The sequence below is a fragment of the Mesorhizobium sp. M0800 genome, assembly GCF_040320095.1.
In the GTDB taxonomy this organism is placed as follows: domain Bacteria; phylum Pseudomonadota; class Alphaproteobacteria; order Rhizobiales; family Rhizobiaceae; genus Mesorhizobium.
In genome coordinates this window covers 1-26871 of sequence record NZ_JAMYOZ010000015.1, presented here as the reverse complement: position 1 = coordinate 26871, position 26871 = coordinate 1, and the positions used below count along the sequence as shown (strand labels likewise).

The 26871-nt window shown below is 62.8% G+C and carries 23 protein-coding genes; 13 read left to right on the top strand and 10 right to left on the bottom strand.

The genetic code is table 11. The features are described from left to right. Window positions 1-14: 14 nt before the first annotated feature. From betA to betI, 4 genes are read right to left on the bottom strand one after another with little or no spacing between them, the layout of a single operon-like run. Complete coding sequence (betA, locus tag NKI18_RS18525; protein WP_352618572.1) at window positions 15-1667, bottom strand: choline dehydrogenase; 1653 nt, start codon at window positions 1665-1667, stop codon at window positions 15-17. A gap of 3 nt (window positions 1668-1670) precedes the next feature. Next, complete coding sequence (locus tag NKI18_RS18520; RefSeq protein ID WP_502900719.1) at window positions 1671-2678, bottom strand: threonine/serine dehydratase family protein; 1008 nt, start codon at window positions 2676-2678, stop codon at window positions 1671-1673. After that, window positions 2678-4207, bottom strand: a complete 1530-nt coding sequence (gene betC / locus NKI18_RS18515; RefSeq protein WP_352618566.1) for a choline-sulfatase — start codon at window positions 4205-4207, stop codon at window positions 2678-2680. Before betC ends, NKI18_RS18520 begins: the two co-directional genes overlap by 1 nt. Beyond that, on the bottom strand, window positions 4204-4794 hold the full coding sequence (gene betI, locus NKI18_RS18510; protein ID WP_352454288.1) for a transcriptional regulator BetI: 591 nt from the start codon (window positions 4792-4794) through the stop codon (window positions 4204-4206). The genes betC and betI overlap by 4 nt, the downstream gene beginning before the upstream one ends. A gap of 224 nt (window positions 4795-5018) precedes the next feature. Here betI and NKI18_RS18505 point away from each other — a divergent pair, with 224 nt between their 5' ends. Beyond that, complete coding sequence (locus NKI18_RS18505; protein WP_352618563.1) at window positions 5019-6185, top strand: acetyl-CoA acetyltransferase; 1167 nt, start codon at window positions 5019-5021, stop codon at window positions 6183-6185. 26 nt (window positions 6186-6211) lie between these two features. Beyond that, a complete protein-coding gene (locus NKI18_RS18500) occupies window positions 6212-7216 on the top strand; it encodes an asparaginase (RefSeq protein WP_352618561.1) in 1005 nt (334 codons plus the stop codon). Here the strand turns inward: NKI18_RS18500 and NKI18_RS18495 are convergent. Both NKI18_RS18495 and NKI18_RS18490 read right to left on the bottom strand, forming a co-directional pair. Next, the gene (locus NKI18_RS18495; protein WP_352618558.1) at window positions 7209-8585 is read right to left on the bottom strand and encodes a TIGR03808 family TAT-translocated repetitive protein; all 1377 of its coding nucleotides are present in this window, start codon (window positions 8583-8585) and stop codon (window positions 7209-7211) included. The two genes, NKI18_RS18500 and NKI18_RS18495, sit on opposite strands and share 8 nt — an antisense overlap. A 91-nt stretch (window positions 8586-8676) precedes the next feature. Beyond that, the gene (locus NKI18_RS18490) at window positions 8677-9462 is read right to left on the bottom strand and encodes a TetR/AcrR family transcriptional regulator (protein ID WP_352618555.1); all 786 of its coding nucleotides are present in this window, start codon (window positions 9460-9462) and stop codon (window positions 8677-8679) included. A 21-nt stretch (window positions 9463-9483) separates the two neighbouring features. Between NKI18_RS18490 and NKI18_RS18485 the strand changes: the two genes are divergently transcribed. Beyond that, window positions 9484-10293, top strand: a complete 810-nt coding sequence (locus NKI18_RS18485) for a class I SAM-dependent methyltransferase (RefSeq protein ID WP_352618552.1) — start codon at window positions 9484-9486, stop codon at window positions 10291-10293. Between the two features lie 113 nt (window positions 10294-10406). Continuing rightward, on the top strand, window positions 10407-10880 hold the full coding sequence (locus tag NKI18_RS18480; protein ID WP_352507466.1) for a GreA/GreB family elongation factor: 474 nt from the start codon (window positions 10407-10409) through the stop codon (window positions 10878-10880). On the opposite strand, the gene NKI18_RS18475 is transcribed toward NKI18_RS18480, so the two are convergent. From NKI18_RS18475 to NKI18_RS18460, 4 genes are all read right to left on the bottom strand, one after another. Further along, window positions 10877-11266, bottom strand: coding sequence for a type II toxin-antitoxin system death-on-curing family toxin (locus NKI18_RS18475; protein ID WP_352618549.1), 390 nt, complete (start codon window positions 11264-11266; stop codon window positions 10877-10879). The genes NKI18_RS18480 and NKI18_RS18475 overlap by 4 nt on opposite strands. Continuing rightward, entirely contained in the window at window positions 11263-11484 is a 222-nt protein-coding gene (locus tag NKI18_RS18470; protein ID WP_352618547.1) for an AbrB/MazE/SpoVT family DNA-binding domain-containing protein, read from the bottom strand. The genes NKI18_RS18475 and NKI18_RS18470 overlap by 4 nt, the downstream gene beginning before the upstream one ends. Before the next feature lie 73 nt (window positions 11485-11557). After that, on the bottom strand, window positions 11558-13681 hold the full coding sequence (gene scpA, locus NKI18_RS18465; RefSeq protein ID WP_352618544.1) for a methylmalonyl-CoA mutase: 2124 nt from the start codon (window positions 13679-13681) through the stop codon (window positions 11558-11560). Next, the gene (locus tag NKI18_RS18460; RefSeq protein ID WP_352618541.1) at window positions 13678-15120 is read right to left on the bottom strand and encodes a methylmalonyl-CoA mutase subunit beta; all 1443 of its coding nucleotides are present in this window, start codon (window positions 15118-15120) and stop codon (window positions 13678-13680) included. Before NKI18_RS18460 ends, scpA begins: the two co-directional genes overlap by 4 nt. 275 nt (window positions 15121-15395) lie before the next feature. On the opposite strand from NKI18_RS18460, the gene NKI18_RS18455 reads away from it, so the two are divergent. The 9 genes from NKI18_RS18455 to NKI18_RS18415 all read left to right on the top strand — a co-directional run bounded on the left by NKI18_RS18455 (window position 15396) and on the right by NKI18_RS18415 (window position 26426). Beyond that, window positions 15396-16928 (top strand): helicase HerA-like C-terminal domain-containing protein, encoded by a 1533-nt coding sequence (locus NKI18_RS18455; RefSeq protein WP_353020219.1) that lies wholly within the window; start codon window positions 15396-15398, stop codon window positions 16926-16928. A 569-nt stretch (window positions 16929-17497) separates the two neighbouring features. Further along, window positions 17498-18511, top strand: coding sequence for an ABC transporter substrate-binding protein (locus NKI18_RS18450; RefSeq protein ID WP_352618536.1), 1014 nt, complete (start codon window positions 17498-17500; stop codon window positions 18509-18511). Between the two features lie 29 nt (window positions 18512-18540). Further along, window positions 18541-19590 carry an ABC transporter substrate-binding protein gene (locus NKI18_RS18445; protein WP_352618533.1) on the top strand — a complete coding sequence of 350 codons (1050 nt, stop codon included), beginning with the start codon at window positions 18541-18543 and terminating at the stop codon, window positions 19588-19590. A gap of 46 nt (window positions 19591-19636) precedes the next feature. After that, entirely contained in the window at window positions 19637-20647 is a 1011-nt protein-coding gene (locus tag NKI18_RS18440; protein WP_352618531.1) for an ABC transporter substrate-binding protein, read from the top strand. Between the two features lie 46 nt (window positions 20648-20693). Next, window positions 20694-21701 (top strand): ABC transporter substrate-binding protein, encoded by a 1008-nt coding sequence (locus NKI18_RS18435; RefSeq protein ID WP_352618529.1) that lies wholly within the window; start codon window positions 20694-20696, stop codon window positions 21699-21701. 20 nt (window positions 21702-21721) lie between these two features. Next, window positions 21722-22282 carry an SCO family protein gene (locus NKI18_RS18430; RefSeq protein ID WP_352618526.1) on the top strand — a complete coding sequence of 187 codons (561 nt, stop codon included), beginning with the start codon at window positions 21722-21724 and terminating at the stop codon, window positions 22280-22282. Window positions 22283-22343: 61 nt separating this feature from the next. Further along, entirely contained in the window at window positions 22344-24902 is a 2559-nt protein-coding gene (locus NKI18_RS18425; protein WP_353020216.1) for a GAF domain-containing protein, read from the top strand. 14 nt (window positions 24903-24916) lie between these two features. Next, window positions 24917-25264: a response regulator gene (locus NKI18_RS18420; RefSeq protein WP_352618521.1), complete on the top strand. Its 348-nt coding sequence runs from the start codon at window positions 24917-24919 to the stop codon at window positions 25262-25264. A gap of 13 nt (window positions 25265-25277) precedes the next feature. Beyond that, window positions 25278-26426, top strand: a complete 1149-nt coding sequence (locus tag NKI18_RS18415) for an adenylate/guanylate cyclase domain-containing protein (protein ID WP_352618519.1) — start codon at window positions 25278-25280, stop codon at window positions 26424-26426. The last annotated feature ends 445 nt before the right edge of the window (window positions 26427-26871 follow it).

The window sequence follows — 26871 nt, the reverse complement described above, 5'->3', positions numbered from 1 at the left end:
CGCCGGATCATGGCCTATCTGTCCGACACCTGCCAGCGCGGATTGATCCATGGTTCCTGGTTGGACGGTGGCAGCGGCGTACGCCCTAGAATGTGGTCGGCGGCTTTCTCGCCGGTCATGATCGACGGCGCGTTGAGATTGCCGTTGGTGACGCGTGGAAAGATCGAGGAATCGGCGACCCGAAGCCCTTCGACGCCAATGACGCGGCATTCCGGATCGACGACGCTCATCGCATCATCGGCACGGCCCAACTTGCAGGTGCCGCAAGGGTGGTAGGCGCTTTCGGCGTGGTCGCGAATGAAGGCGTCGAGCTCTTCATCCGATTGTACATGCGAGCCCGGCGACAGTTCCTTGCCTCGGTACGGATCGAAGGCCGCTTGCCCGAAGATCTCGCGGGTCAGCCGGATGCAGTGGCGGAACTCCGTCCAGTCGTCCGGATGCGACATGTAGTTGAAGCGGATCACCGGGTTCGATTTGGGATCGGGCGAGCGCAGCGTGACTGAACCGCGCGACTTCGACCGCATCGGCCCGACATGCGCCTGGAAACCATGCGCCTTGGCCGCCGCCTTGCCGTCATAGCGGACCGCGGCCGGGATGAAGTGATACTGGATATCGGGATAGTCGACGCCGGCGCGCGAGCGCACGAAGGCGGCCGCCTCGAAATGATTGGTGGCACCGAGGCCGGATTTGAAGAACAGCCATTGTGCCCCGATCAGCGCCTTCGAGAACGGGTTCAAGACGGAGTTCAGCGTGATCGGCTTTGTCGATTCCTGCTGGATGTAAAGTTCCATATGGTCCTGCAGATTGCGGCCGACTCCGGGCCGGTCGGCGATCACCGGGATGCCGTTCTCCCTAAGGTGCTGGCCGGGGCCGATGCCGGACAGCATCAGGATCTTGGGCGAGTTGATCGAGGACGCGGCCACGATCACCTCGCGTCGCGCTCTGACCACCTGAATCCGTTTGCGCACTTCGATCTCGACGCCGGTGGCGCGTTGATTCTCGATGATTACCCGCCGGGCGAAACCCTTGACCAGGCTGACATTTTTCCGCCTCAGCGCCGGCCTCAGATAGGCGCTCGCGGCCGACCAGCGACGGCCGCCGCGGATGGTCTGCTCCATCGGCCCAAAGCCTTCCTGCTTCGCGCCGTTATAGTCGTCGGTCAGCTCGAAACCGGCCTGACGGCCTGCCTCGACGAAGGCGCCGTAGAGTGGGTTCGTCCTCGAGCCGCGCTGCACAGTCAGCGGGCCGCCGTGGCCGCGCCAGCCATTCTCGCCGCCATTGCTGTCCTCCATGCGCTTGAAGTACGGGAGCACATCGGCAAAGCCCCAGCCGGTCGCGCCCTGTTCGGCCCAATGGTCGAAGTCGCGGGCATGGCCGCGCACATAGACCATGCCGTTGATCGACGACGAGCCGCCGATGACCTTGCCGCGCGGCGTCGCCAGTACGCGGCCGCCGAGGTGCGGCTCCGGCTCGCTGGCAAAGCCCCAGTCGTAGAGGCTCATATTGAGCGGGATCGACAGTGCCGACGGCATCTGGATCAGCGGGCCGATATCGCTGCCGCCATATTCGATGACGATCACCGAATGCTTGCCGTCCTCCGACAGCCGGTAGGCCATGGCCGAACCGGCCGAGCCGGAGCCGATGATGACGAAATCCGCTTCAAGCATGGTTCATGCGCGCCCGTGGTTCATATGCGCAATGAAATCGGCCAGCGAGACGTTGCCGCCGGTTGCCATTACGAGAACGGTCTTGCCGGTGACGTCGACCTTGCCGCCGAGCAACGCCGCCAGCGAAGCAGCGCCGGATGGCCCGAGCACCAGCTTCAGCCGCTCGAAGGCGAGGCGCATGGCGCGCCGCACCGAAGCATCGTCGACGGTAACGCCGCGAACGCCGGCGGCCTTCACCGCTGCGAACGGCGCGTCGCCGGGCCGCCGCGACATCAGCCCGTCGCAGATCGATTTCGGTCCGATCGGCATGGTTTCGATGGCGCCATGCGCGAGCGACGAGCCCATGCCGTCAAAACCTTCCGGCTCGACGCCGATGATCTTCGTGGCTGGCGACAGATAGTGAAAGGCCAGTGAAACACCGCCGATCAGGCCGCCGCCGCCGACCGAGCAGAACAAGAGATCGGCCTCCGCTTGCCTGGCGGCGATCTGGTCGAGTGCCTCCAGCCCGGCACCGGCCTGGCCGGCGACGATCTCCGGATCGTCGAACGGGTGCAGCAGCGCCAGGCCTTCGCTCGCAGCGATCTCGCGCGCCTTGGCGGCGGCGACTTCCTCACGCGCGCGCTCGCCATGGTCAGTCAGCACCACGCGCGCGCCGTAACCCAATGTGGCGTCGCGCTTGGCGGCCGGCGCGTCGATCGGCATGACGATGGTGACGGGAATGCCAAGCGCTTGGCCAGCCGCCGCTAGCCCCTGCGCGAAATTGCCGGAGGAGTAGGCGACGACGCCCTTTTTGGCTTCGTCAGGCGAGAGCTTCTTCAGCCGCCAGTAGGCGCCGCGCACCTTGAACGATCCTGCCCATTGCAGCGATTCGGCCTTGACGAAGACGCGGGCGGCGCCGGTCTCGCGCGCGAGTGCCGCCGATTCCAGCAGCGGCGTAACCTGCGTCGCCTTGGAGGTGACGGCATAGGCCTGCCTGAGATGGTCGAGCGAGGGGACGAGACTATCTGCCATCATTCGCCTCGCGGAAAGCGCTTCTGCTCTTCGAGCAGGTCGAGGTTCATGTGGTTGCGCATGTAGCGCTCCGATGCCTTCTGCAGCGGCTGGAATTCCCAGGGATAATGGGTGCCGTTGCGCAGCGCCGGGTAGACCACCCAGCGGCGTGCCTGGCTGGCACGCACCGCCGCGTCGAAGGCCGCCATGTCCCAGCGCGCCCGCACCTTGTCGGTGAAAGCGGCCACCAATGCCGCATTGGCCGGATCGGCGGCGAGATTGGTCAGTTCCTGCGAATCCGATTCAAGATCAAACAGTTGCGGCGGATCGATCTCGCAATGGATGAATTTGTAGCGGCCCTCGCGCATCGCCACCATCGGCGCATTGGAGCCTTCGGCGGCATATTCCATCAGCACCAGCGCGGAGCGTTTCTTTCCGTTCAGCAACGGCAGCAGCGACTGGCCGTCAGTCCACGGCGCAATCGCGCTGATGTCGATGCCGGCGAGGTCGCAAAGCGTCGGCGTCACGTCGAGATTGGAGACCGGCGTGCCGATCAGGCCGGCGGCGATGCCCTTGCCGGCGATCATCAGCGGCACCCGCGCCGAACCTTCGAAAAAGCACATCTTGAACCACAGGCCGCGCTCGCCCAGCATGTCGCCATGGTCCGAGCAGAACAGGATGATCGTGTCGTCGAGCATGTGTGTGTGCTCGAGCACCGACATCAATTCGCCGAGCTTGTCGTCGAGATAGGAGATATTGGCGAAATAGCCGCGCCGTGCGCGGCGTATCTGCTCAGCGGTGATGTCGAACCTGTCATAGTCGCTGGCGCGGTAGAGCCGCTGCGAATGCGGGTCCTGCCTGTCGTAGGGAATGAAGCCGACCTCAGGCTCGAGCGCCGGGCAATCCTCGTAGAGGTCCCAGTATTGCCGCCGTGCGACGTAAGGATCGTGCGGATGGGTGAAGGAAACCGTCAAGCACCAGGGCCGATGTGCGGCATCGTCGGAGACGCGGGCAAAATCATAAAGCTTCTGCACCGCATGGAAGGCGACCTCGTCGTCATATTCCAGCTGGTTGGTGATCTCGGCAGTACCGGCGCCGCTGACGGAGCCGAGATTGTGATACCACCAGTCGATGCGCTCGCCGGGTTTGCGATAGTCGGGTGTCCAGCCGAAATCGGCCGGATAGATGTCGGTGGTCAGCCGCTCCTCGAAACCGTGCAACTGGTCCGGCCCGACGAAATGCATCTTGCCGGAGAGGCAGGTGTGATAACCTGCGGCGCGCAGATGATGGGCAAAGGTCGGGATCGAAGACGCGAATTCGGCGGCGTTGTCATAGACCCCGGTGCGTGACGGCAACTGGCCGCTCATGAATGCGGCGCGGCCCGGCGCGCAGAGCGGCGAGGCCGTGTAATTGTTGCAAAAACGCGCCGAACGCGCGGCGAGCGCCTTCAGATGCGGCGCGTGCAGGAAGTCCGCCGGCCCATCCGGAAACAGCGTTCCGTTGAGCTGATCGACCATGACGATCAGGATGTTGGGTCGCTTGGATGTCACTGCTTCTGCCGTCCGCTGAGCTTCGTTTCGAGATAGTCCTCGACCAGTGCAATCGCGGTCGCGGCATCGGGAACACCGTCCTTCAGCGCGCGCCTGATATAGAGCCCGTCGATCAGCGCCGCGGTCGCTTCGGCGACCCGGTCGGCCTCGCTTCTCGGCAGGATGCCGGCCAGCCCGCTGAGCAGATTGGAATGCAGCCGGCGCGCATAGACCTTGAGCAGCCGGCGGAGTGCTGCCGATTTCTGCGCCTCGACATAGAAGGCGAGCCAGGCGGCGATCGTTTCGGGCTGGAACTGGATGTCGGAGAAATTGACCGCGACCACCGCCGAGACGCGCTGGCGCGCCGTGCCGGCCGCGCGAAGTGCACGGCGCGTATCGGCGGTGAGCTCGCTCAGGATGTGCCGCATCGTCGCCAACAGCAATTCGTCCTTGACGCCGAAATAATGGTGGGCAAGCGCCGAGGACACGCCGGCGCGCCCGGCGATTTCCGACATCGTCACATCAAGCGAACCGCGCTCGCCGATCGCCGAGATCGTTGCGTCGATGAGCGCCCTGCGGCGCAACGGCTCCATTCCGAGTTTCGGCATTCCTGCTCCGGCCTGTTGGGACAAGATTATTTTTTATTGACGCATCAATCAACAAAAATCCGACCTGATTTGCTGGCAAAAGCCAGGCACTATGACCAGATGATCAAGATCAAGCGATTGTGCGGTTCTGGCCCCTTCACGAGGCCTGCGAAACGGTTCATGCTTGAACAATGCTGATGCGCGCGCAGTATCGCGTAGCCCGGGTCCACAGGATGGAGATCGCCATGACAGCATGCATCGTCGGTTGGGCGCATTCGCGCTTCGGCAAGCTCGAAGGCGAGACGCTGGAGGGCCTGATCACCAAGGTGGCAGTCGAGGCGCTCGATCATGCCGGCATCGGTCCAGATGACGTCGACGAGATCGTGCTCGGCCACTTCAACGCCGGGTTTTCCGCCCAGGATTTCACCGCGAGCCTGGTCCTCCAGGCCGATGACCGGCTGCGCTTCAAGCCGGCGACCCGCGTCGAGAACGCCTGCGCCACCGGCTCGGCGGCGGTCAGGCAAGGCATCCGCGCCATCGACGCCAATGCCGCCCGTATCGTGCTGGTGGTCGGCGCCGAGCAGATGACGACGACGCCCGGTCCCGAGATCGGCAAGAACCTGCTCAAGGCCTCGTATCTGCCGGAGGACGGTGACACGCCGGCAGGCTTCGCTGGCGTCTTCGGCAAGATCGCCCAAGCCTATTTCCAGCGCTACGGCGACCAATCGGATGCGCTGGCGATGATCGCCGCCAAGAACCACAAGAACGGCGTCGACAATCCCTACGCGCAGATGCGCAAGGATTTCGGCTACGAGTTCTGCCGGCAGGAAAGCGAAAAAAACCCCTTCGTCGCCGGTCCGCTGAAGCGCACAGACTGCTCGCTGGTGTCGGACGGTGCCGCCGCGCTTGTCCTTGCCGACACGGCCACGGCGCTGAAGATGCGCCGCGCCGTCGCCTTCCGCGCCAATGAGCATGTTCAGGATTTCCTGCCGATGTCGAAGCGCGACATTCTCGCCTTCGAAGGCTGCGAGCAGGCCTGGAACCAGGCGCTGAAGCAGGCGGGCGTGACGCTCGGCGACCTGTCCTTCGTCGAGACGCATGACTGTTTCACCATCGCCGAACTGATCGAGTATGAGGCGATGGGCTTGGCCAAGCCGGGCGAGGGCGCCAAGCTGGCCCTGGATGGCGAGACGGCGAAAGATGGAAGGCTGCCGGTCAATCCGTCGGGCGGGCTGAAGGCCAAGGGCCATCCGATCGGCGCCACCGGCGTATCCATGCATGTGCTGGGCGCCATGCAGCTCGTCGGCGAGGCGGGCGGCATCCAGGTGCCGGGAGCAAAGCTCGGCGGCATCTTCAACATGGGCGGCGCCGCGGTCGCCAACTACGTTTCCATTCTCGACCGGATCAGATAAACCCGCCCGCATTTGCGGGAGGTGACATGACAAATCCGGTTCTGGTCGAAGTCTTGCGCAGCGCAATCGTCGAGAGCGCCCATCGCGGCGCTGTTGCCGTCTTCGACGCTGACGGCAAGCCTGTCTGGGAGATCGGCGACACGGCACAGCCGGTGTTCCCGCGTTCGGCGGTCAAGGCGATCCAGGCGCTGCCGCTGGTCGAGAGCGGCGCTGCCGATGCCTACGGCTTCGGTGACCGGGAGCTGGCGCTGGCCTGCGCCTCCCATTCCGGCGAGCCGCCACATGTCGAGCTGGCGCGCGCCATGCTGGCGAAAGCCGGCCTCGACGAGACGGCACTCGAATGCGGTGCGCATTGGCCGTCGAGCCACGGGGCGACGCTGGCGCTCGCGCGCGCCGGCCGTGCGCCGAACACCTTGCACAACAATTGTTCCGGCAAGCACTCAGGCTTCCTATGCACCTGCGTTCACAGCGGCATCGCCCATCGTGGTTACGTCAAGGCTGGCCATGCTTCGCAGGAGATGGTGCGCGAAGCGATGCAGGCGGTGACCGGTGCTGCCCATGACGCCGATCACCGCGGCACCGACGGCTGCTCGATTCCGACCTATGCCGTGCCGTTGCGCAGCTTTGCCCTTGGCTTTGCCCGCATGGCGACAGGTGCCGGCTTCGAGCCGGTGCGCGCCCGGGCGGCGAAGCGGCTGCTTTCTGCCTGCATGGCCGAGCCGTTTTTCGTCGCCGGCACGGGCAGGTCCGATGTCGCGATGATGGAGGCCGCGCCGGGCCGGATTTTCGTCAAGGGAGGCGCCGAAGGTGTTTTTTGCGCCGCCCTTCCGGAGCTCGGCCTTGGCATCGCGCTGAAATGCGACGATGGCGCCGGCCGCGCCGCTGAAGTGATGGTCGCGGCCGTGCTGGCTAAGCTGCTGCACGCCGACCAGGCGCTCGCTGCGAAATTGATCGAACAGGCAAATCCGCCCGTCGAGAGCCGGATCGGCGCCAAGGTCGGCGCGCTCCGGCCGACGGCCACCCTCAACTGACGTGGTTGCGCTCGACGGTCAAATGCGCGTAGCCGGCATTGCCTGATGCGGCGAGGTCACCGGTCACTCGCTCGGCCCAGCGTTGGCCGACGATCGCGCCGTTCTGGACTCGGTCGATGACATTGTCGGAGATGATTGCCGTTCCGGCACCTTCGACCACGCTGACGACGATGCCGGTTCCGGCCTTGCGGACGATGTTTCCCGTGGCGACCACATTGCGCATGAACGGTCCCCAGCCGATCTGCATGCCGTAGAGCGGCGCATTCTCGACGACATTGCCGGAAACGGTGGTGTCGGCCTCGACGCTGATGCCGACGCCGAAGCCGGGCGCGTCCGCAGGGTAGGGACCGCTGGTCGACAGGTTGCGGACGATGTTGCCGGAGCACACGCCCATGCGGCCGCCTTCGTTGAAGTTGACGATCGAAATACCGTTCGCAGCACCATCGACGATGTTGTTGCCGATGACGGCGCCTTCGAACGAGAATTCGGAATACACGGCCGTCTCGCCCGAACGCGAGCAGGTGTTGCCGGTGATCTGCAAATTGCTGGAACTGTTGGCGCGGATCGCCGAGAACGCGCAATCCGAGACAATATTGCCGGAGATGATGACGTTGCCGGCGCGGAACGCATTGATGCCGTTGCCGTTCTGGCCGGTTCCGCCGCTGCGCGCCTGGATGCGCTCGATCCGGTTGCCGCTGACGATGGTGCCGTCTTCCGCCGCCTGCCAGCGGTGCACGAAGATGCCGCCATTGGCGCAGTCGGAGACGCTATTGCCTGATATTTCCAGGCCATCGGCCTCGACCGAATAGATGCCGGCATCGGCCGCACCGGATATCGCCGAGCGCTCGATTCGGCCCGAGGCATGTTCGAGCGCCAGACCGTTCTTGCCGCTGCCGGTCATCTGGCAGTTGTCGACGACCAGATGGGCGATGCGGCGCAGATCGAGCAGGCCTTGCGTGTAGTCGCCCATCCAGCGGTTGCTGCCATCGAACACCAGCCCGCTGAGTTCGATATGCTCGGCCCGTTCGGCCATAATGAGATGGCCATTGCCGCCATAGACGATCCGCGATGCGCCCGGCACGCCGGACAGGCGCACGCGGCCGGGCAGCGACAGGTTGGAAACGATATAGATCCCCGGCGGCAGGAACACCGGCATGTCGCGGTCGTGCGCGTCGCGCAGCAGCTTGGTGAAAGCCTTGCTCTGATCGTCTAGCGCGCCGGGCCGGACGCCGCGCTCGGTCGCGTTGATCGCGCCACGCATCGCGGCTTTCTCGATGCCGGGAAGGTTTTTCGCCGCTGCCTTGCCGAGCGAAAGCCCCATGACGGCAAAGCCGGCGGTCTGCGCAAGCAGCGTTCGTCTGTTCAACATCGGCACAGATCCTTGCGTCCAACGCTCACGCCGCAGGATTCGTGCCAGACTAGCCCGGTCGAACTCGTGGTGAAAATCTGACGCTTGGCCCCTATTCGATCCTCGTTGGCTCAGCGATCACCGCATTTACCCCGTTGAAGGCAAGTTGCAGGAATGTCTGGTCGATCTCCGCGGGGGACAGCTTCGTATCCCTCTCAAGCCACCAGTGCATCACTTCAAAGAACGCGCCAACGATGAAGCGTGTGGCGATCTCAAGTCTGGCCCCGCCTTGATCACCTTGGATATTCGCCAACTCATGGCGAACCTGCCTGCTTATCCAGCCGCGGATCTCTTCTGGCATTTCGCGCTTTTTCCCGCCCATCAGCGCACGGTGCATCTCCCGCGTGGCAAGAGCATGCTCGAACACCGGACCGCTGAAGGAAAAGCCCTTGGCGTTTCGCTGCGAATAGCGTTCGGCACCGTGCGCCTGCAAGGTCTTCAGATGGTCGTCGATCGTTGCTTTCCTCAAGCGGTCCTTGTCGGGATAGTGTGTGTAGAAAGTCGAGCGGCCGACATCGGCTTCCCTGCAGATATCCTCGACCGTGATCGCCGTATATCCCTTCTCGGCGGTCAGTCTGAAAAGCGCCTGCTGCAGTCGGCTGCGGGTCCTGGCGACCCGACGGTCGATCGGTCCGGCTGGCATCGGCAACATCCTTTTCCGGCCAAAGGACACCAAATCGTCCAGTATTGGGCGCGTCGGTGCGATGTGGCCAGTAAAACTGATACTGGACACACTGTCCAGTATCCTATGCTCTTGCGGAAGGCCCAGCGCGATGCACGGCTGGCCGGAGATAAAGCAATGCACCAACGTCTTTTCGGAACAATAGTTGGAGGGCATGCGCTAGTCGCGCTCGTCAAAGTGGCCGTGGTGCTCGCGGCATTTTTCTCGTTGGGACAGGCAAATGCGGTCTTTTCCTTGGGAGTTCCCGTCCTCCTGCTTCATGCTGGTGCACTCGTCGTAGTCGCGAGCTTATTGATATGGCAAAGCGCTCACGGGCGGCTGTCCGCCAAGGACCGCAGACCGGCCGCCGGCGAGGAGAAGGCGCCGCATGTCGGCATCACGCTTCATTCCGCCGCCCTGTACGATATGCTGGCGTGGCTTCTGACCTTCGGTCGCGAACGTGCTTTTCGCGAAAGGATATTAAGCTTTGCGGAGCTGAAACCGGGAGAAGTGGTCCTGGATGTCGGGTGCGGCACCGGCACCACCGCGCTCCTCGTCAGACAGAAGGTGGGGCCGGAGGGGCGTGTGGACGGCGTCGACGCCTCCGCCGAAATGGTTGCGCGCGCAACGGCAAAGGCCCGGCGGGCCGGGTTACAAGTCGGGTTCTCGACCGCCACCGCTCAGGAACTGCCTTTCAAGGATGGGGAATTTGATGTCGTCCTCAGCACGCTGATGTTCCACCATCTTCCGAAGAAGGGCCGCGAGGATTTTGGCAGAGAAGCCTTCCGCGTCCTGAAGCCGGGCGGTCGCGTGCTTATTGTCGATTTTGCAAAACCGCCGCGCCGGAAGAGCACGTTTCGGCTCCACCGGCATGGTTACGTCGATTTGGACAAAATCGCAGCGGATCTCGGCCGGCTCGGCTTCAATATCGCTGAGCGAGGCGACGTCGGAACCAAGGGGCTCCGCTATCTAATTGCGCAGCCGGACCTTAGCCTTACGGCGCTCTAAGCGCGATAGCGCGTTGAGGCATTCGCATGGTCAGCTTTACACCCCAAGCAGCTGTTACTGAGCTTCATCAGCAATGGCTTGTGGAGTCGCCATTGCAAGCCTAAGTTCGTCGGATGAGCAGGGCCTTCACCCGCGAGGAAGACAGCGAAAACGCCATCGCCGGCATCGGCGAGCGGCCGATCAGCCATCACCGCAATCTGGTCACGGAACGCGGCATGGCGCTGATCGATGCCGAGGTGGCCGCTCTGCGCGACGAACTGGGCAGAGCCGAGAAGAGGGCCGACCGCGAGCGCATCGCGCTGGTGTCGCGTGATCTCCGCTATTGGACGGCGCGGCGTGAAAGCGCCGAGCTTTCGGTGCCCGAACCGGGCAGCGACCTGGTTCGTTTCGGCATGGGTGTCACCCTGGAAAGCGACGACGGCAAGAAGGTGCACTGGAAGATCGTCGGCGAGGACGAAGCCAATCCGGGCAAAGGGACAATTTCCCATATGTCGCCGATGGCGATGGCGCTGTTCGGCAAGAAGGTCGGCGAAGTTGCCGTGGTCAACGGCAAGGAATGGGAGATCGTCAAGCTCTCCGACAGTTAGTCTTCGAGTTTGACGACATGATCGCGGAAGAACGCCGCGGCACCAGCCTCGTCGATTTCGCCGGCGGCGACGCCCATGACGAATTCGTAAAGCATGCCGTCATTGGCCGACAGGGCATAACCATTCACAATCAGAAATGCGCCGGCCGCGACAATGGCCGTGCGTTTGTTGCCGTCCACAAAGGAATGATTTCTGGCAATGCCGAAGACATAGGTGGCTGCGAATTCCTCAACCGACGGGTCTCCGCAGTTGGCCTTGTTTTCGGCGCGAGCGAGCGCCGATTCGAGGGCATTTTCATCCCTCAAGCCTTGTGCTCCGCCGTGTCGGCGCAACTGCTCCGCGTGCATCGCTTCGACTGCACGCCGCGTCAGAAACTCCCAGCTCATTCGGCGAGCTTCTGAAGCGCGACCTTGTATTTGTCCATGACCTCGCGGGCGGCTTTCATTTGCTGCTCGAAGCTGTCGTCCACCGGCTTCAGCGCAAGGCCGTCACCTGTTTCGACGATTTGAAGCTGGTCGCCAGCCTTCAGGTTCAGGCGGTCGAGAAGCTCCCTCGGCAGGATCACGCCTTCGGAATTGCCGATCTTGCGAATGGTCGTGTTCATGGTGAGGCATCCTGTTGCAACGCTGATTATAACTCAGCGTGCTTCTTGTTACAACAGACATTATAACAAAGCGTCAGCCGGCCTGCAGCAGCCGATCCATCAGCCGCTCCGCAGCTTCCGGGATGACCGTGCCGGGCGGGAAGATTTCAGTGGCGCCTGCCTGCCGGACTGAGTCGTAATCCTGCGGCGGGATGACGCCGCCGGCGACGATCAGCATGTCGTCGCGGCCCAACTTCTTCAGTGCAAGCTTGAGTTCGGGAATGAGCGTCAAATGGCCTGCTGCCAGCGACGAGGCGCCGACGATGTGTACGTCATGCTCGACCGCCAGCCTGGCGATCTCGTCCGGAGTCTGGAACATCGGCCCGACGGTGACGTCGAAGCCTAGGTCGGCAAAGGCGGTGGCGATCACTTTCTGGCCGCGATCATGGCCGTCTTGCCCCATCTTGGCGACCAGAATGCGCGGCTTGCCGCCGGACTTTTCCTCGAACGCTACGATCTTGTCCTGCAGCCGGTCGACCACCGGATTGTCGCCGAGCGCGTTGCGATAGACCCCGGAGATCGTCTGCACCGAGGCGACATGGCGGCCGAAAACCTTTTCCAGCGCCAGCGAAATCTCGCCGACCGTGGCGTTGGCGCGTGCGGCCCGGATGGCGAATTCCAGCAGGTTTCCGTTACTCCCGGCAGCACGGGTAAGCGCATCGAGCGCGCTCTCGACGGCGGCGACGTCACGCGTGCCTTTCAGCCGCTGCAGCTTCGACATTTGCCGTGCCCTGACCTCGGCATTGTCGATCTTCAGCACGTCGACTTCGATGTCCGCGCCGGGACGGTGGGCATTGACACCGACCACGATCTGTTCGCCTGAATCGATGCGCGCCTGGGTACGCGCGGCAGCCTCTTCGATGCGCAGCTTCGGTAGGCCCTTTTCGATCGCCGCAGCCATGCCGCCGAGGCTCTCGACTTCCTCGATATGCGCAAGCGCACGCGCCGCCAGATCATGTGTCAGCCGTTCGACATAGGCGGAGCCGCCCCACGGGTCGATAATGCGCGTCGTGCCGGATTCCTTCTGCAGGATGAGCTGTGTGTTGCGGGCGATGCGGGCCGAATGGTCGGTCGGCAGCGCCATTGCCTCATCGAAGGAATTGGTGTGCAGCGACTGCGTATGCCCTTGAGTCGCCGCCATCGCCTCGATCATGGTGCGGATGATGTTGTTGTAGGGATCCTGCGCCGTCAGCGACCAGCCCGAAGTCTGGCAATGGGTGCGCAGCGACAGCGAGCGCTCGTCTTTCGGCGAAAAGTTCTTCAGCATCAGGCTGGCCCACAAAAGGCGCGCTGCTCTCAGCTTCGCGACTTCCATGAAGAAATTCATGCCGATCGCCCAGAAGAAGGAAAGGCGCGGCGCGAAACGGTCGATGTCGAGGCCGGCCGCGACGCCGGCGCGGGCATATTCGATACCGTCGGCAATCGTGTAGGCGAGCTCGAGGTCCGCCGTCGCACCTGCCTCCTGCATGTGGTAGCCGGAGATCGAAATCGAATTGAATTTCGGCATGTGCTTCGACGTGTAGGAAAAAATGTCCGACACGATCCGCATCGAAGGTTTTGGTGGATAGATGTAGGTGTTGCGCACCATGAACTCTTTCAGGATGTCGTTCTGAATGGTCCCGGTGAGATCCTTCTGCGCGACGCCCTGTTCCTCCGCCGCGACGATATAGAGCGCCATGATCGGCAGCACCGCGCCGTTCATCGTCATCGATACCGTCATCTCGTTAAGCGGGATGCCGTCGAACAACTGGCGCATGTCGAGAATGGAATCGATGGCGACGCCGGCCATGCCGACATCGCCGGCGACGCGCGTATGGTCGCTGTCGTAGCCGCGGTGCGTGGCGAGATCGAAGGCGACCGACAGGCCTTTCTGGCCGGCGGCAAGGTTGCGCCGGTAGAAGGCGTTGGACTCTTCGGCCGTCGAGAAGCCGGCATATTGCCGGATCGTCCAGGGTTGCTGGACATACATCGTCGGATAGGGGCCGCGCACGAAAGGCGGCAGGCCCGGATAGGTATCGAGGTGCGGCAAGCCCTTGAGATCGCCCTGGTTGTAGAGATGCTTGACGGCGATGCCTTCCGGCGTCATCCGCTGGCCTTTGACCTCGACCGGCACCCGCCGTGGCGGCGACCAGCCGATCTGGCTGAAATCCGGGATCATGGTACGGCTCCGATCGACTGATCGATGCGGATCGGAAATAGCGGCTCGCACACCGCAACGCCTTCGGTGAAGGCAGGCCGCCGCTCCGCCGCCAGCGTCTCGACCGGACGCTCGGTCTTCGACGGGTGCAGCGTCGTGCCGACGATCGCCCGTTCGCCCGCCTGGTAGGCTGCGTTGCGGCGGGCGGAAGCTGCCTGGACGCGCCTCTGGATGTGGCCTTGCTCAAGGCTGGTCAGCACGCCGCCTTCCGCCTCGATCTGCTGGAACTCCTGCCAGGCCGCCGCGCAGAGCTCCGCAGTCAGCGCTTCGACGGCGCCCGAACCGCAAACCGGATCGGCGACGTGATCGACGTGGCTTTCGCTGGCCATGATCAGTTGCGCGTTGCGGGCAACGCGGCGGGCAAAGCCCGCGGGCAGGCCGTGCGCGATCGTGTGCGGCAGGATGGCGATCGAATCCGCGCCGCCGGCGGCAGCCGCGAAAGCGGCGATGGTGGTGCGCAGGATGTTGGTTTCCGGGTCGGCCGCCGTAATCATCCGGAAGGAGGTTTCGGCATGGATGCTGGCGGTGGAGGGCGGTATCGAGCAGGCCTCCTGGACACGCGCCCACAGCCTGCGCAACGCCCTGACCTTGGCCGTCGACACGAACTGGTCCTGGTCGACGCTGAGCGCAAAACCGATATGCGGCGCCGCGTAGACGAGCGGCTGGCGCGCCTTCTCGAACAGCCTCAAATAGGAGACGGCCGAGGCGAGCATGGTGCCAAGCTCCTGCGCCTCGGTGGCGCCGGCATTGTGGAATACCCGCCCGTCGGCCTCCAGTAGCACGCCGGGCACCCCCATCGAAAAGAAATGCGCCAGCGACTGCGGCATCGAAGCCTGCAAAGCCTCGATCGACATGCGCAGCCTGCCGGTCCCGGCAAAGATCGCCGCCGGATCGATGCCGAAGGAGAGGTTGAGCTTTGCCGGGTCGGAGCGGCGCTTGGTCAAAAACGCCACCAGCCAGTCGGCCACGGCACGGCTCCAGGGATGGGCGTCGATGCGGATCTGGATGCGGTTGAGCGGCACGCCGTCGAGCACGCCCTCCAGCGCCTCCGCCGTTCTCGGCAAGCCATAGCCGAAGGCGTTCGGCGCACCCTCGAAGACAAGCGACAGTCCGGTGGCACCCTGCGCGACGTCTTCCAGCGCCTGCGCACTGGCGCGGCCTATGTCCGGATCGTCGATGCGCTGGCTGACGATCCACGGTAATCCCGGGTTGGCGCGCACGACAGGCTCCGCCGTGACCGAACGCTCGTAGAGCGGCTCGATGCGGATGGCGTCGTCCGTATGTGAGACGAGCTTTTCCTCGAAGGACCCGCCGGCCAGCGCCTTCTCCGCCAGCGCCAGCCATCGTTGCCGGTCGGCGTTCGGAAGTTCGGCATCCTGGGTCAAGGCACCGGCGCCCATCGGTTCTCCTCGTTCTAGCGGCCGCAGCGGCCGACTATGTCAGTCTACGGTCCCCGGCCCGATATCACAATGCAGCACACATGCCGTGCAACACGCCTTCCGTGATGCCGACCGTCAACCGATTGCCAAACATGGGCAGGTTCCGCAAGCTCCAAAAGCCATTTTCGACGGTGCCCATTGTCGCTGCGCAATGGCCTCACTATACCTGCGGCGGGGCTCCCTTTTCTTCAAGGGATCAGGGCATTCAATCCTAGGGGTTTGCGGAGACCGGACACATGGCCGACGATACCAGTATCTTCATAGGGGCCAGCCGCAAGCCGGACGACAGCTATCAGCGGCCCGAACAGCTTTTGCTGCAGTATGGCAATCGTCACGGCCTGGTCACCGGCGCGACCGGCACCGGCAAGACGGTGACCCTGCAGATTTTGGCCGAGGGTTTCTCCAATGCCGGCGTGCCGGTATTCTGCGCCGACATCAAGGGCGACCTGTCGGGTATCGCCATGATGGGCACAGCGCAGGATTTCCTGGTCAAGCGGGCCGAGCAGGTCAAGCTCGATCCTTACGAATTCCAGGAATTCCCGGTCATCTTCTGGGATCTGTTCGGCGAACAGGGCCACCCGATCCGCGCCACCATCTCGGAGATGGGGCCGCTGCTTCTGTCGCGGCTGATGAACCTCTCCGACGCGCAGGAAGGCATCATGAACATCGCCTTCCGCATCGCCGACGAGGAAGGCCTTCTGCTGCTCGATTTGAAGGACCTGCAGTCACTGCTGGCCAATATCGCCGACCGCGCCGAAGAGATCGGCGCCCGCTACGGCAATGTGACGAAACCTTCGGTCGGCGCGATCCAGCGCACGCTGCTGGTCCTGGAGCAGCAGGGAGCCGCGAATTTCTTCGGCGAGCCGGCATTGCGGATATCCGACATCATGCGCACCACGCGCGATGGACGCGGCGCCATCAGCGTGCTCGCCGCCGACAAGCTGATGATGAATCCGCGGCTCTATGCGACGTTCCTTCTGTGGCTGATGTCGGAGCTGTTCGAGGAACTGCCCGAGGTCGGCGATCCCGACAAGCCGAAGCTGGTCTTCTTCTTCGACGAGGCGCATCTTTTGTTCGACGACGCGCCGAAGGTGCTGATCGACCGCGTCGAGCAGGTGGTCCGGCTGATCCGCTCGAAGGGCGTCGGCGTTTATTTCGTCACGCAGAATCCGCTGGATATCCCTGAAACGGTGCTGGCCCAGCTCGGCAACCGGGTGCAGCACGCACTTCGTGCCTATACGCCGCGCGAACAGAAGGCCGTCAAGACGGCGGCCGAGACGTTCAGGCCCAATCCCGATTTCGACTGCGCAACCGTGATCACGCAGCTCGGCACGGGCGAGGCGCTGGTCTCGACGCTGGAAGCCGGGGGCGTGCCGTCCATGGTGCAGCGGACGCTGATCCGCCCGCCGTCATCGCGGCTTGGCCCGATCACGCCCGACGAGCGCCGCAAGCTGATCACCGAGAGCCCGGTTGCCGGACAATACGACCAGACCATCGACCGCGAATCGGCCTTCGAGATGCTGCAGAAGAAGGCCAAGGACGCCCAGGAGGCGCAGGCGCAGCAACAGGAAAGCGGCCGTTCGCGCTGGACCATTCCCGGCTTCGGCAATGACGACCCCCAGCCAGCCGGCGGCCGCCGCGCGCCGCGGCCCTCCAACCGTCAGACGGTGGCGGAGGCGGCGATCAAAGCAGTCGTGCGCTCGGTCGGCTCGTCGGTCGGACGGGCGATCGTCCGCGGGATTTTGGGGAGCCTGTCCAGAGGGCGGTGAGGGGGCATCGCACCGAAGGGCGGGCATCTGTGTTGGCAAATTCTGTCTTGGCATCAAGCGCCAGTAGCCAGATCTGGAGGACAGCGGACGGCGGCTATGCGGAAAGAGCGGCCGCTTGGCGGCGATGCGCCGAACGTCTTGATCGGGGCCCAAGCGGAATGGCGGCTCCGGGACCTCAGGATGACGATAGCGGACGTCTGTAAGCCAGCTTTAGTTTCTCAATCTGACCCGAAGCAGACTTTTGTGCGATCATTCGGAACGGTCGCAAGAAACTCGAAGTGGCATTCGCAACCGCGCAAACGGTCTCCTGGCCGCGAGGCGTTGGCAGGATGTTTGGCGGAGTAAGTTTTGCGCTCGCAACCAACGCAAATTGGGCGTATCGTGGCATATCGTCGATTGCTAATACATGAGCCGGCGACTGAGAGCGCAAGACTCCCGCATCGGACTGGGCGCGCTAGAATCCACAACTACTCGTCGCGCTCACGAGACCACCTACCTCTGCCGAAATCTCTTTTGCTCGGTTCCGGCCAGGATTGCCTTTTTGCAGTTCGGAAGAGAGGAGCGTTCCGATGCAGATCATGCAAACCCGCCGCCGATTCCTGGCCGGTGCTGCAATGGCAGGCGCTGCCGGTATCGTCGGACTTCCGAAGTCACTACACGCGGAACCGCCGCTGGAAACGACCACGGTTCGTCTGCCGCAGTGGGTTGGTGGTTCCTACTGCTGGGCAGGCGCTTACATCGCCGGGGAACTGATGCGCGCAGAGGGCTTCACCGACGTTCGCTACGTAGAAGGCGATAGGAGCGTCGACCAATCGGAGTGGATCGCACGTGGTGAGACGGATTTCTCTGTGAATTTTCCGCCGAATCAGATCGCGTCGATCGATGCCGGCGTGCCGATCAAGGTGCTAACCGGGTTGCACTCGGGATGCCTCGAACTGATCGCCAAGGAGAGCATCCGCAGCGTCGCGGATCTGCGGGGCAAGAGGGTGGGCGTGGATGGTTTCAATAACTCGCGACACGTGTGGCTGACTCTCATGTCCGCTTATGTCGGGCTCGATCCCGTGAACGATATCCAATGGGTCCTGACTGAAGACGCCACCCCGACGGAGCTCTTCGTCCAAGGAAAGATCGATGCATTCCTCGGCACGCCGCCCCAGCCGCAGGAGCTGCGCGCCAAGAAGATCGGCCACACGATACTCAACAATGCCGTCGACCGCCCATGGTCACAGTATTTCTGCTGCATGGTCTCCGCGACAACGGACTACGTGAACAGGTACCCAGTGGCGACCAAGCGGGTCTTGCGATCCATCCTCAAGGCGGCTGACCTCTGTGTGTCGAATCCGCAGAGGGTGGCCCGGCAGATGGTCGATCGAGATTTCGTCCCATCGTATGACTACGCGCTCCAAACGCTGAAGGATATCCGGTACGACCGGTGGCGGGAATTCGATCCTGAAGACTCCCTGCGGTTCTACACACTGCGCATGCAGGAGACGGGCATGATCAAATCGAGCCCGCAACAGACCATCGCCGACGGAACGGACTGGCGCTTCCTCGACGAGTTGAAGCGTGAGCTGAAAACCTGATCCCTTTTGTCTCAAGGGGAGACGTGGGCATGCAAATCATCCAGAACCGCCGCCGTTTCCTGGCCGGCCTTTCGGCAGCCGGCGCCGCCAGCCTAGTTGGGGTCCAGCAATCGCTTCCCTCAGAGCCACCGCCGGAAACGACTAGCGACCGCAGGCGAGCCGCTGCGGAGACACCGCCTGAGACGACGCGGATCCGGCTCATCCGGATTCCGAGCATCTGTCAGGCCCCCCAGTATGTAGCCGAAGAACTGCTGCGCAGCGAAGGGTTCACTGAGGTGCACTACCTCCAAAAAGAGGGGACCGCAGACATTGCGCCGGCCCTCGCCTCTGGTGAAGCCGACCTCAGTGCGCATTTCGCCGCCCCGCTCCTTCTCCGCCTGGAAGCGGGGGATCCCATCGTCATCCTGGCAGGACTCCACGTCGGCTGCTTTGAGCTGTTCGGCACCGATCGCATCCAGTCGATCCGCGACCTCAAGGGGAAGACCGTGGCCGTGCCAGCGCTAGATTCCAGCCGATACGTCTTTCTCGCCGCTATGACGGCTTATGTGGGCCTGGACCTCCATAAGCACATACACTTCGTCACGCATCCGGGACCCGAGTCCATCCGGCTCCTAAGTGAGGGGAAGATCGATGCCTACCTAGGCTTTCCCCCCGAACCGCAGGAGATGCGGGAGCGGCAGATCGGCCATGTGGTGATTAGCAGCACCGTGGACCGGCCCTGGTCCCAATACTTCTGCTGCATGCTGGCTGGGAACCGGGAGTTCGTCCGCACGTATCCGGTGGCTACCAAACGCGCCCTCCGCGCCATCTTGAAAGCGGCGGATTTCTGCGCCAGCGAGCCGGAGCAGTCCGCGCAGTACTTGGTGGAGCAGGGCTATACTAGGCGCTATGACCATGCCCTCCAGGTCATAAAGGGGCTCCCCTACGGTTGGCGTGAGTATAGCGCTGAGGACACCCTGCGCTTCTACGCCTTGCGCCTCCACGAGGTCGGGATGCTCAAGAGCACCCCCCAGAAGCTCTTGGCCCAAGGCACCGACTGGCGCTTCTTCAGCGAACTGAAGAAGGAGTTGAAGACGTAGGCAATCGCCAACACGCCGCGCGCCCTATCGAGGGAAGGAGAGGCTTATGCAGATCATCCAGAACCGCCGCCGTTTCCTAGCCGGCGCTGCGTCAGCCGGCGCCGCGGGCCTTATCGGCACCTCGACACAAGCCTGGGCTGAGCCGCTGCCGGAGACCACCTCGGTCCGCCTGCCCCGGTACATCGGCGGCGCCTATTGCTGGGCGGGCCTGTACCTCGCCGGAGAGATGCTGCGCGCCGAGGGGTTCACCGATGTCCGCTATGTGCAAGGTGACAAGAAGGTTGATCATTCGGCGTGGATCGCAAACGGCGAGACGGATTTCAGTGTGAACTACGTGCCGATTCATCTGGCGTCGATCGATGCAGGAGTGCCGATCAGGGTACTAAGCGGACTGCACTCCGGGTGCCTCGAACTGATCGCCAACGACAGCGTCAAAGGCATCTCGGACCTGCGGGGAAAGCGGGTTGGGGTCTTTACGCTTGATTCGCCGCAATACCTGTTGGTTTCTCTGATGGCCGCCTATGTTGGGCTCGATCCCGTCAACGACATCGAATGGGTTATCGAAGAGCACAATTTTGCGGAAGGCTTCGTCGAAGGAAAGTACGATGCAGTGCTCGGCCAACCGCCCCGCACACAGGAACTTCGCTCCAGGAAAGTAGGCCACACGATCCTCAACTCGACCACGGACCCGCCGTGGTCGCAGCACTTCTGCTGCATGATTTCCGCGACTGCGGATTATGTAGACAGATATCCGGCGGCGACAAAGCGCGTCCTGCGGTCCATACTCAAGGGCGCCGACCTCTGTGTCTCAGATCCCTTGTGGACTGCAGGGCAGCTGGTCGATCGAGGTTTCGTCCCCAGCTACGAACTCGCGCTGCAAACGCTTGGCGACGTCCGGTACGACAGATGGCGGGATTTCGATGCCGAAGCCTCGATGCGCTTCTACGCGCTGCGCATGTACGAAACGGGCATAATCAAGTCGAGCCCGCAAGAGATAATCGCCACCGGAACGGATTGGCGCTTTCTCGATCAACTAAAGCAGGAGCTGAAGACGTAGACCTATCGCCGACACGCGGTGTCTTTTTCAAGGGAAGGAGAAGCTCGTGCAGATTGTACAGAACCGTCGCCGTTTCCTCACAGGCTTGTCCGCGCTCGCAGGTGCGGGTCTTGCAAGGGGCCGCAACGCGGCCGCCGCCGAAGCGGCACCTGAAACCACGGTCGCCCGCTTTGCGGCGGCGCCGGGTATCTGCATCGCTCCGCAGTACGTCGCCGAGGATCTGATCCGCGCAGAGGGGTTCTCAGATTTCGGCTTCGTGGCCGCCGAGGCCGGTATCGCCCAGACCGAGATGCTGGCGCGCGGCGACATCGACTTCGGCATTGACTTTGCCACGGCCCTAATCATTCCGGTCGACACTGGCGCTCCGATCAAGGTGATCTCCGGAGTCCATGTCGGCTGCTACGAGTTGTTCGGACGCGAGAACATCAAGAGCATCGCGGATCTCAAGGGCCGCAAAGTCGGCGTCGGCGGCAATCTATCGTCGGATCCGCATATCTTCGTCAGTGCTATGGCGACCTATATCGGCCTCGATCCGCAACGCGACATCGAATGGATCGTCGGCGAGGCAAAGCCGGCGGAGCTCTTCGCCGAGGGCAAGGTCGACGCCTTCCTGGCTTTTCCGCCTGAGGCTCAGGACCTGCGCACCCGCAAAGTCGGCCACGTCATCCTCGACAGTTCCAAGGACCGGCCGTGGTCACAATATTACTGCTGCATGCTGGCGGTCAACGCCGCGTATGCCGAGAAGAATCCAGCTGCCACCAAGCGCGTCATCCGGGCCATCATCAAATCGGCCGACATCTGCGCGGCCGAACCGGAACGGGTGGCACGCCTGCTGGTGGATGGCGGACACACCGAACAATACGACTACGCCGTGCAGTCGCTCCGCGAGCTCCCATACTCTGATTGGCGCGACTTCGATCCCGAGGACACGATGAGGTTCTTCTCGCTGCGGCTGCATGAAGCCGGCATTGTTAAGTCGAGCCCAAACGAGATCATCGCGAACGGCACGGATTGGCGCCTTTTCAACGAGGTCAAGCGCGAGATGAAAACGTGAGCGAGTGGCCGGCGCGCATCTTGCTGCTGGCGCTGATGGCCGGGCCGGCACACGCGCACGACGCGCCGCACGACGAGCGCCTGCCGACGATCGGACAGGCGCCGGACTTTACCTTGGTATCGCAGGACAGTGTGCGTGTGTCGCTGCACGACTTTCGCGGCAAGGTGGTCGCCGTCTCATTCATCTATACGCACTGTACCGACGTCTGCCCCATGCTGACCGCCCATATGGCCAGCGTGCAGGAAAAGTTGGGTAGTGCATTCGGACCGAAAATCGCCTTCGTTTCGATCACCGTCGACCCGGAGCGCGACACGCCCGATGTTTTGAAGGAATATGCGCAGAATTTTGGCGCCGATCTGAAGGGCTGGTCGTTTCTTACCGGTGATCCGGCGATTGTCCATGAGGTTGGACGGAAATACGGGGTCATCGCGAAGAAGGCGGCGAACGGAGATGTCGACCATACCTTGTTGACGTCGCTCGTGGACCCCGGTGGCATCTTGCGAGTACAGTATCTTGGTGTCCGGTTCGACCTGGAGGAGTTCCGGGATGACCTTCTCAGCCTCTTGGACGAATCCAAATAGCATAACGAACCGGCTCGTTGGCTGGGTTGCCCGGCTGCCGGCGCGCGTCCAGACCAAGCTCTTGATCGCGTTCCTGTCGATTGTCGGCCTGCTGATCGTGCTCGGGGCCGTCGGGTTGCAGGTGCTGAGTGGGGTCAATGATCAAACAAACGAGCTGATCAAGTTGCAGCGCCGGATAGCAGCCTATCGCCAGGTCCAGCACGATACGACCACCCAGCTCTACGGCATCTCCACCGCCCTTTTGCTTCAGGACGACCGGATGCTGGATGCGGCGCTGCGCCAGCTCAACCAGTTCGGCTACGACCTCGACCGCATGGAGTTCGTCGCCAAAGCCGAGGTGGAAGTGCTTGGCCAGGTCAGGGAAGAGTACGAACGGCTGACGGCCGGGGTGACGCACGTGGCAGAGCTCGTCCGCGCCGGCCGCACTGAGGAGGCGCGCAAGGTTCAGCTTGATGAAATCATACCGTCGGCTGATAGCCTCGAGCGGCTGACAAACCAGCTGGTCAACATGGCCGAGGCCGACATGGTAGTGGCCATCGAAACGACCGAGGGTGCGTACGGCACGTCCAGACTGATCGTGGTCTCGTTTGCTGTGGGCAGTATCCTGCTGGCGTTGGGGCTCGGCTACATCATCTCCTGGTCGTTGATCGAACCGGTCAAGAAGATCGAGACGCGTCTCAGCCAGATAGCGGCCGGCGACTTCGCCCAACAGGTTGCCGTCGCCAATCGCGACGAACTTGGAGTACTCGCCGCTAATGTCAACCAGACCTCCGACCAGCTGGGGCGCCTGTATCAGGAGATTGAGACGCGCACCCAGCAGCTCGACGAAGCCCTTCAGCAGCAGACAGCCACCGCAGACGTTCTGAAGGTCATCAGCCGCTCTACCTTCGATCTGCAGGTCGTGCTCGATACGTTGGTGGAATCGGCTGTCAGGCTCTGCCGTGCCGACAAGGGTGGTATCGTGCAGTTGCTGGATGGCGTATTCCGCTATGTGTCGACGCATGGCTACCCGCCCAGTTTCCGTGCTTATGTCGACGCCAATCCACTTCCCGCGCTCGCCGCAGGCCGAGGCTCCGCCGTAGGGCGCGTAATCGAAGAACGGCGGATCGTGCAAATCGAAGACGTGACCGCTGATCCGGACTACCGCGTTGCCTTGATCGCTGAGGCAGGCGGATTCCGCACCGTCCTCGCTGCCCCGCTGTCGCGGGAAGGTGATCTCGTTGGCGTATTCGTCATGACGAGGGTTGAGCCGCAACCTTTCGATCCCAAGGAGATCGCGCTCGTCGAGACATTTGCCGACCAGGCGGTGATCGCCATCGAGAATGCGCGGCTCTTCGAGGCGGTGCAGTCACGGACGCGCGAGCTTGCCGCGTCTGTTGGTGAGCTCGAGGCGCTTGGTGAGGTGAGCAAGGCGGTCAATTCGACGCTGGATCTCGATACGGTGCTGAAAACGATCGTCGCCAAAGCGGTCCAGTTGTCGGAGACGGATGCTGGCACCATCTACGTGTTCAGCAGCACGCGGCAGCAATTCCGTCCGCGCGCAAACTTCGGTATGAGCGATGAGCTTATAGCCGCAGTCTCACACCAGACGATCGGGCTGGCCGACATGGGGATCGGCGACGCACCCGAGCGCTGCATGCCGGTGCAGTTTGCCGACCTCAGCGAGGAGGCCTCATCCTTCCTTGTAAGAAAGACGATCGTCGAAGCCGGATATCGCGGTATCCTGATCGTTCCGCTGCTGAGGCCCAACAAGATCGTCGGTGCACTGGTCGTCAGGCGCTACAAGCCAGGTGCCTTCCATGAGCAAGTTGTCCACCTGCTGGAGACCTTCGCAGCCCAATCGGTGCTCGCGATCCAGAATGCCAAGCTGTTCCGTGAGATCGAGGAGAAAAGCCGGGAGCTGGAGGCAGCTAGCCGCCACAAGTCCCAGTTCCTCGCGAATATGAGCCACGAACTCAGGACACCGCTCAATTCGGTCTTGGGTTTCACAGAGCTGCTGGTCGACGGCATCTACGGCGAACTCCCGGACAAGGCAAAGACGACCGTCGCGCGCGTGCAGGCAAACGGTCGTCACCTCCTCGGGCTCATCAACGACGTACTCGACCTTTCCAAGATCGAAGCCGGCCAGCTCACGCTGGCGATCGAGGACTACTCCGTCGCGCAGATTGTTCGATCGACCGTTACGGCTGTAGAGCCGCTGGCACGGGCGAAGGGTCTTGAGCTTTCAACGACTGTTGCCGAGAACCTTCCAATCGGCCGCGGGGACGAACGCCGTTTGACGCAGGTCCTGCTCAATCTTGCAGGCAACGCCGTCAAGTTCACCGAAACGGGTGCGGTCGATATTCTTGCCGATGCGGTCGACGGGCACTTCGAGATGACCGTCCGAGACACCGGTCCCGGCATCGCGTCCAAGGACCAGGCTCTCATCTTCGAAGAATTCCAGCAGGTCGACAACAGCAGTACCAGGCAGAAGGGCGGTACGGGTCTTGGCCTGGCGATCTCGAAGCGCATCGTCGAAATGCATGGCGGAACCATAGACGTCGAGTCCGTGATCGGGTCAGGGTCGACATTCCGTCTGAAGGTACCAATCCGGGTGAATGAAGACGTGAGGGCCGCATGAGCAAACGAATCCTGATGGTGGAAGACACCGAGGACAACCGCCAGATCATCCGCGATCTCATTGCCACCACCGGATACGAACTGATCGAGGCGGCGGACGGCGCCGCCGGCATCGCTGCAGCCGGAGCGCACAAGCCAGACCTGATACTTATGGACATTCAGCTCCCGGTGATTGACGGGTACGAAGCGGCTCGCCGCATCAAGGCCGACCCGGCGCTCCGGCACATTCCGATTATCGCCGTCACCTCCTACGCGTTGTCGGGCGACGAGGCGAAAGCCCTTGCTGCTGGGTGCGATGGTTACATTGCCAAGCCATTCAGTCCGCGCCAGCTGCTTTCCGAGATTCGCGGGTTCCTTTCTTGAGGGAGGCAGCGCCGTGCACGATCCGGCTCGCATTCTCGCGGTCGACGATACTCCGGAAAACCTCGAGATCCTGCGCATGCGCCTCGAGGCGAATGGCTACGAAGTTGCAACCGCCGCCGATGGTGAAGAGGGGCTTGCGAAAGCCCGCGAACTCACGCCGGATCTGATCCTGCTCGACATCATGATGCCGAAGCTCGACGGCATCAGTGTGGTACGCGTGCTCAAGCACGATCAATCGCTGCGATCGATCCCCGTTATTCTGGTCACCGCGAAAGCCGACACGCGCGACGTGGTCGAGGGGCTGGACGCCGGTGGCGACGACTATCTGACTAAGCCCTTCGAGCACAGGGCGCTGTTAGCGCGGGTGCGCTCCATGCTGCGCCAGAAGGCGCTTCACGACACTGTCGCGAGCCAAGCCAAACGCCTTGAGGACCAAGCCGCGCAACTTTCCGACTGGAATCGCTCGCTCGAGCAAACCGTGGCTGAGCAGGTGACGGAGCTCGAGCGAATGGCGCGGCTTAGGCGGTTCCTGCCCGAACAGGTCGCCGACCTCATCGTTGCGGCGGGCAATGGAGATGCGCTCTTGCAGAGCCACCGTCGCGAGGTGACCGTTGTCTTTTGCGATTTGCGCGGCTTTACAGCCTTCGCGGAGACCGCCGAACCCGAAGAAGTCATGACAGTTCTTGCCGAGTATCATTCCTGTCTTGGTGAACAAATTGTCCGCCACGAGGGGACTCTGGAGCGGTTCGTGGGCGACGGTATCGTCGTGGTTTTCAACGATCCACTGCCATGCGCCGACCACAGCGAGAGAGCCGTCTCAATGGCTGCTGCGATGCGCGACGCGATTGACGGGCACTCAGAGCGATGGCGCAAGCGGGACTATTTGCTTGGCTTTGGGATCGGCATTGCCAGGGGCCACGCAACCATCGGGCGCATCGGTTTTGATCGGCGCTCGGACTATGCCGTCATTGGCACCGTGTCGAACCATGCCGCCCGATTGTGCGAGGCCGCCAAGTCCCGCCAGATTCTCGTTAGCCAACGGGTCCGCGGCGCTGTCGAGTCGCTGGTCGAATCCGTTCTTGTTGGCGATCTGACGCTGAAGGGTTTTCGCCGACCAATGCCTGCCTATGAAATCGTGCGGTGGTTCGGTCGGCCAGGCTAGCTTTAGACGCACTCCGGTCTCTTTCGGACGATACGACCCGTCGAACCGTCGGCACAAAGCATCCCAGCCACGACCGATCCCGAAACCGCCCGCAACGGGGAGAAAGTGTGCGTTCTGCCAGTAGCAACCCGATGGCAGCCTATGTGATGGGTTTCGGATGCCGGCCATCCACGTGTTGGCCTGGGGCCGGGGCCGGCGACCGAAACCCATCACATAGGCTGCCCGCGCCCTCTGCAATAGCAATGTCCGCTTTTGGTGAATGGACGGGCGTGGGAATGACTGTCATCGGGCGCAAAGCGGTCATCCGAACGCTCGGCCTGCCGAAGACGGATTTGGGTCAGGGAACTAACCCGCTCGCGCGGGAGGGCGCGGGTTTCGAGGCTGACGCTTCGTCGGCAGCGCCGGTGAGGCTGTATTTGATCAGAGGTGACAGGCGGCCATCCGC

What these genes read in the sequence shown, in the direction of transcription:
- betA (WP_352618572.1), bottom strand. Translation starts at nt 1,667, where the DNA reads ATGCTTGAAGCGGATTTCGTCATCATCGGCTCCGGCTCGGCCGGTTCG.
- NKI18_RS18520 (WP_502900719.1), bottom strand. Translation starts at nt 2,678, where the DNA reads ATGGCAGATAGTCTCGTCCCCTCGCTCGACCATCTCAGGCAGGCCTAT.
- betI (WP_352454288.1), bottom strand. Translation starts at nt 4,794, where the DNA reads ATGCCGAAACTCGGAATGGAGCCGTTGCGCCGCAGGGCGCTCATCGAC.
- NKI18_RS18505 (WP_352618563.1), top strand. Translation starts at nt 5,019, where the DNA reads ATGACAGCATGCATCGTCGGTTGGGCGCATTCGCGCTTCGGCAAGCTC.
- NKI18_RS18500 (WP_352618561.1), top strand. Translation starts at nt 6,212, where the DNA reads ATGACAAATCCGGTTCTGGTCGAAGTCTTGCGCAGCGCAATCGTCGAG.
- NKI18_RS18495 (WP_352618558.1), bottom strand. Translation starts at nt 8,585, where the DNA reads ATGTTGAACAGACGAACGCTGCTTGCGCAGACCGCCGGCTTTGCCGTC.
- NKI18_RS18490 (WP_352618555.1), bottom strand. Translation starts at nt 9,462, where the DNA reads ATGCCCTCCAACTATTGTTCCGAAAAGACGTTGGTGCATTGCTTTATC.
- NKI18_RS18480 (WP_352507466.1), top strand. Translation starts at nt 10,407, where the DNA reads ATGAGCAGGGCCTTCACCCGCGAGGAAGACAGCGAAAACGCCATCGCC.
- NKI18_RS18475 (WP_352618549.1), bottom strand. Translation starts at nt 11,266, where the DNA reads ATGAGCTGGGAGTTTCTGACGCGGCGTGCAGTCGAAGCGATGCACGCG.
- NKI18_RS18470 (WP_352618547.1), bottom strand. Translation starts at nt 11,484, where the DNA reads ATGAACACGACCATTCGCAAGATCGGCAATTCCGAAGGCGTGATCCTG.
- scpA (WP_352618544.1), bottom strand. Translation starts at nt 13,681, where the DNA reads ATGATCCCGGATTTCAGCCAGATCGGCTGGTCGCCGCCACGGCGGGTG.
- NKI18_RS18460 (WP_352618541.1), bottom strand. Translation starts at nt 15,120, where the DNA reads ATGGGCGCCGGTGCCTTGACCCAGGATGCCGAACTTCCGAACGCCGAC.
- NKI18_RS18455 (WP_353020219.1), top strand. Translation starts at nt 15,396, where the DNA reads ATGGCCGACGATACCAGTATCTTCATAGGGGCCAGCCGCAAGCCGGAC.
- NKI18_RS18450 (WP_352618536.1), top strand. Translation starts at nt 17,498, where the DNA reads ATGCAGATCATGCAAACCCGCCGCCGATTCCTGGCCGGTGCTGCAATG.
- NKI18_RS18445 (WP_352618533.1), top strand. Translation starts at nt 18,541, where the DNA reads ATGCAAATCATCCAGAACCGCCGCCGTTTCCTGGCCGGCCTTTCGGCA.
- NKI18_RS18440 (WP_352618531.1), top strand. Translation starts at nt 19,637, where the DNA reads ATGCAGATCATCCAGAACCGCCGCCGTTTCCTAGCCGGCGCTGCGTCA.
- NKI18_RS18420 (WP_352618521.1), top strand. Translation starts at nt 24,917, where the DNA reads ATGGTGGAAGACACCGAGGACAACCGCCAGATCATCCGCGATCTCATT.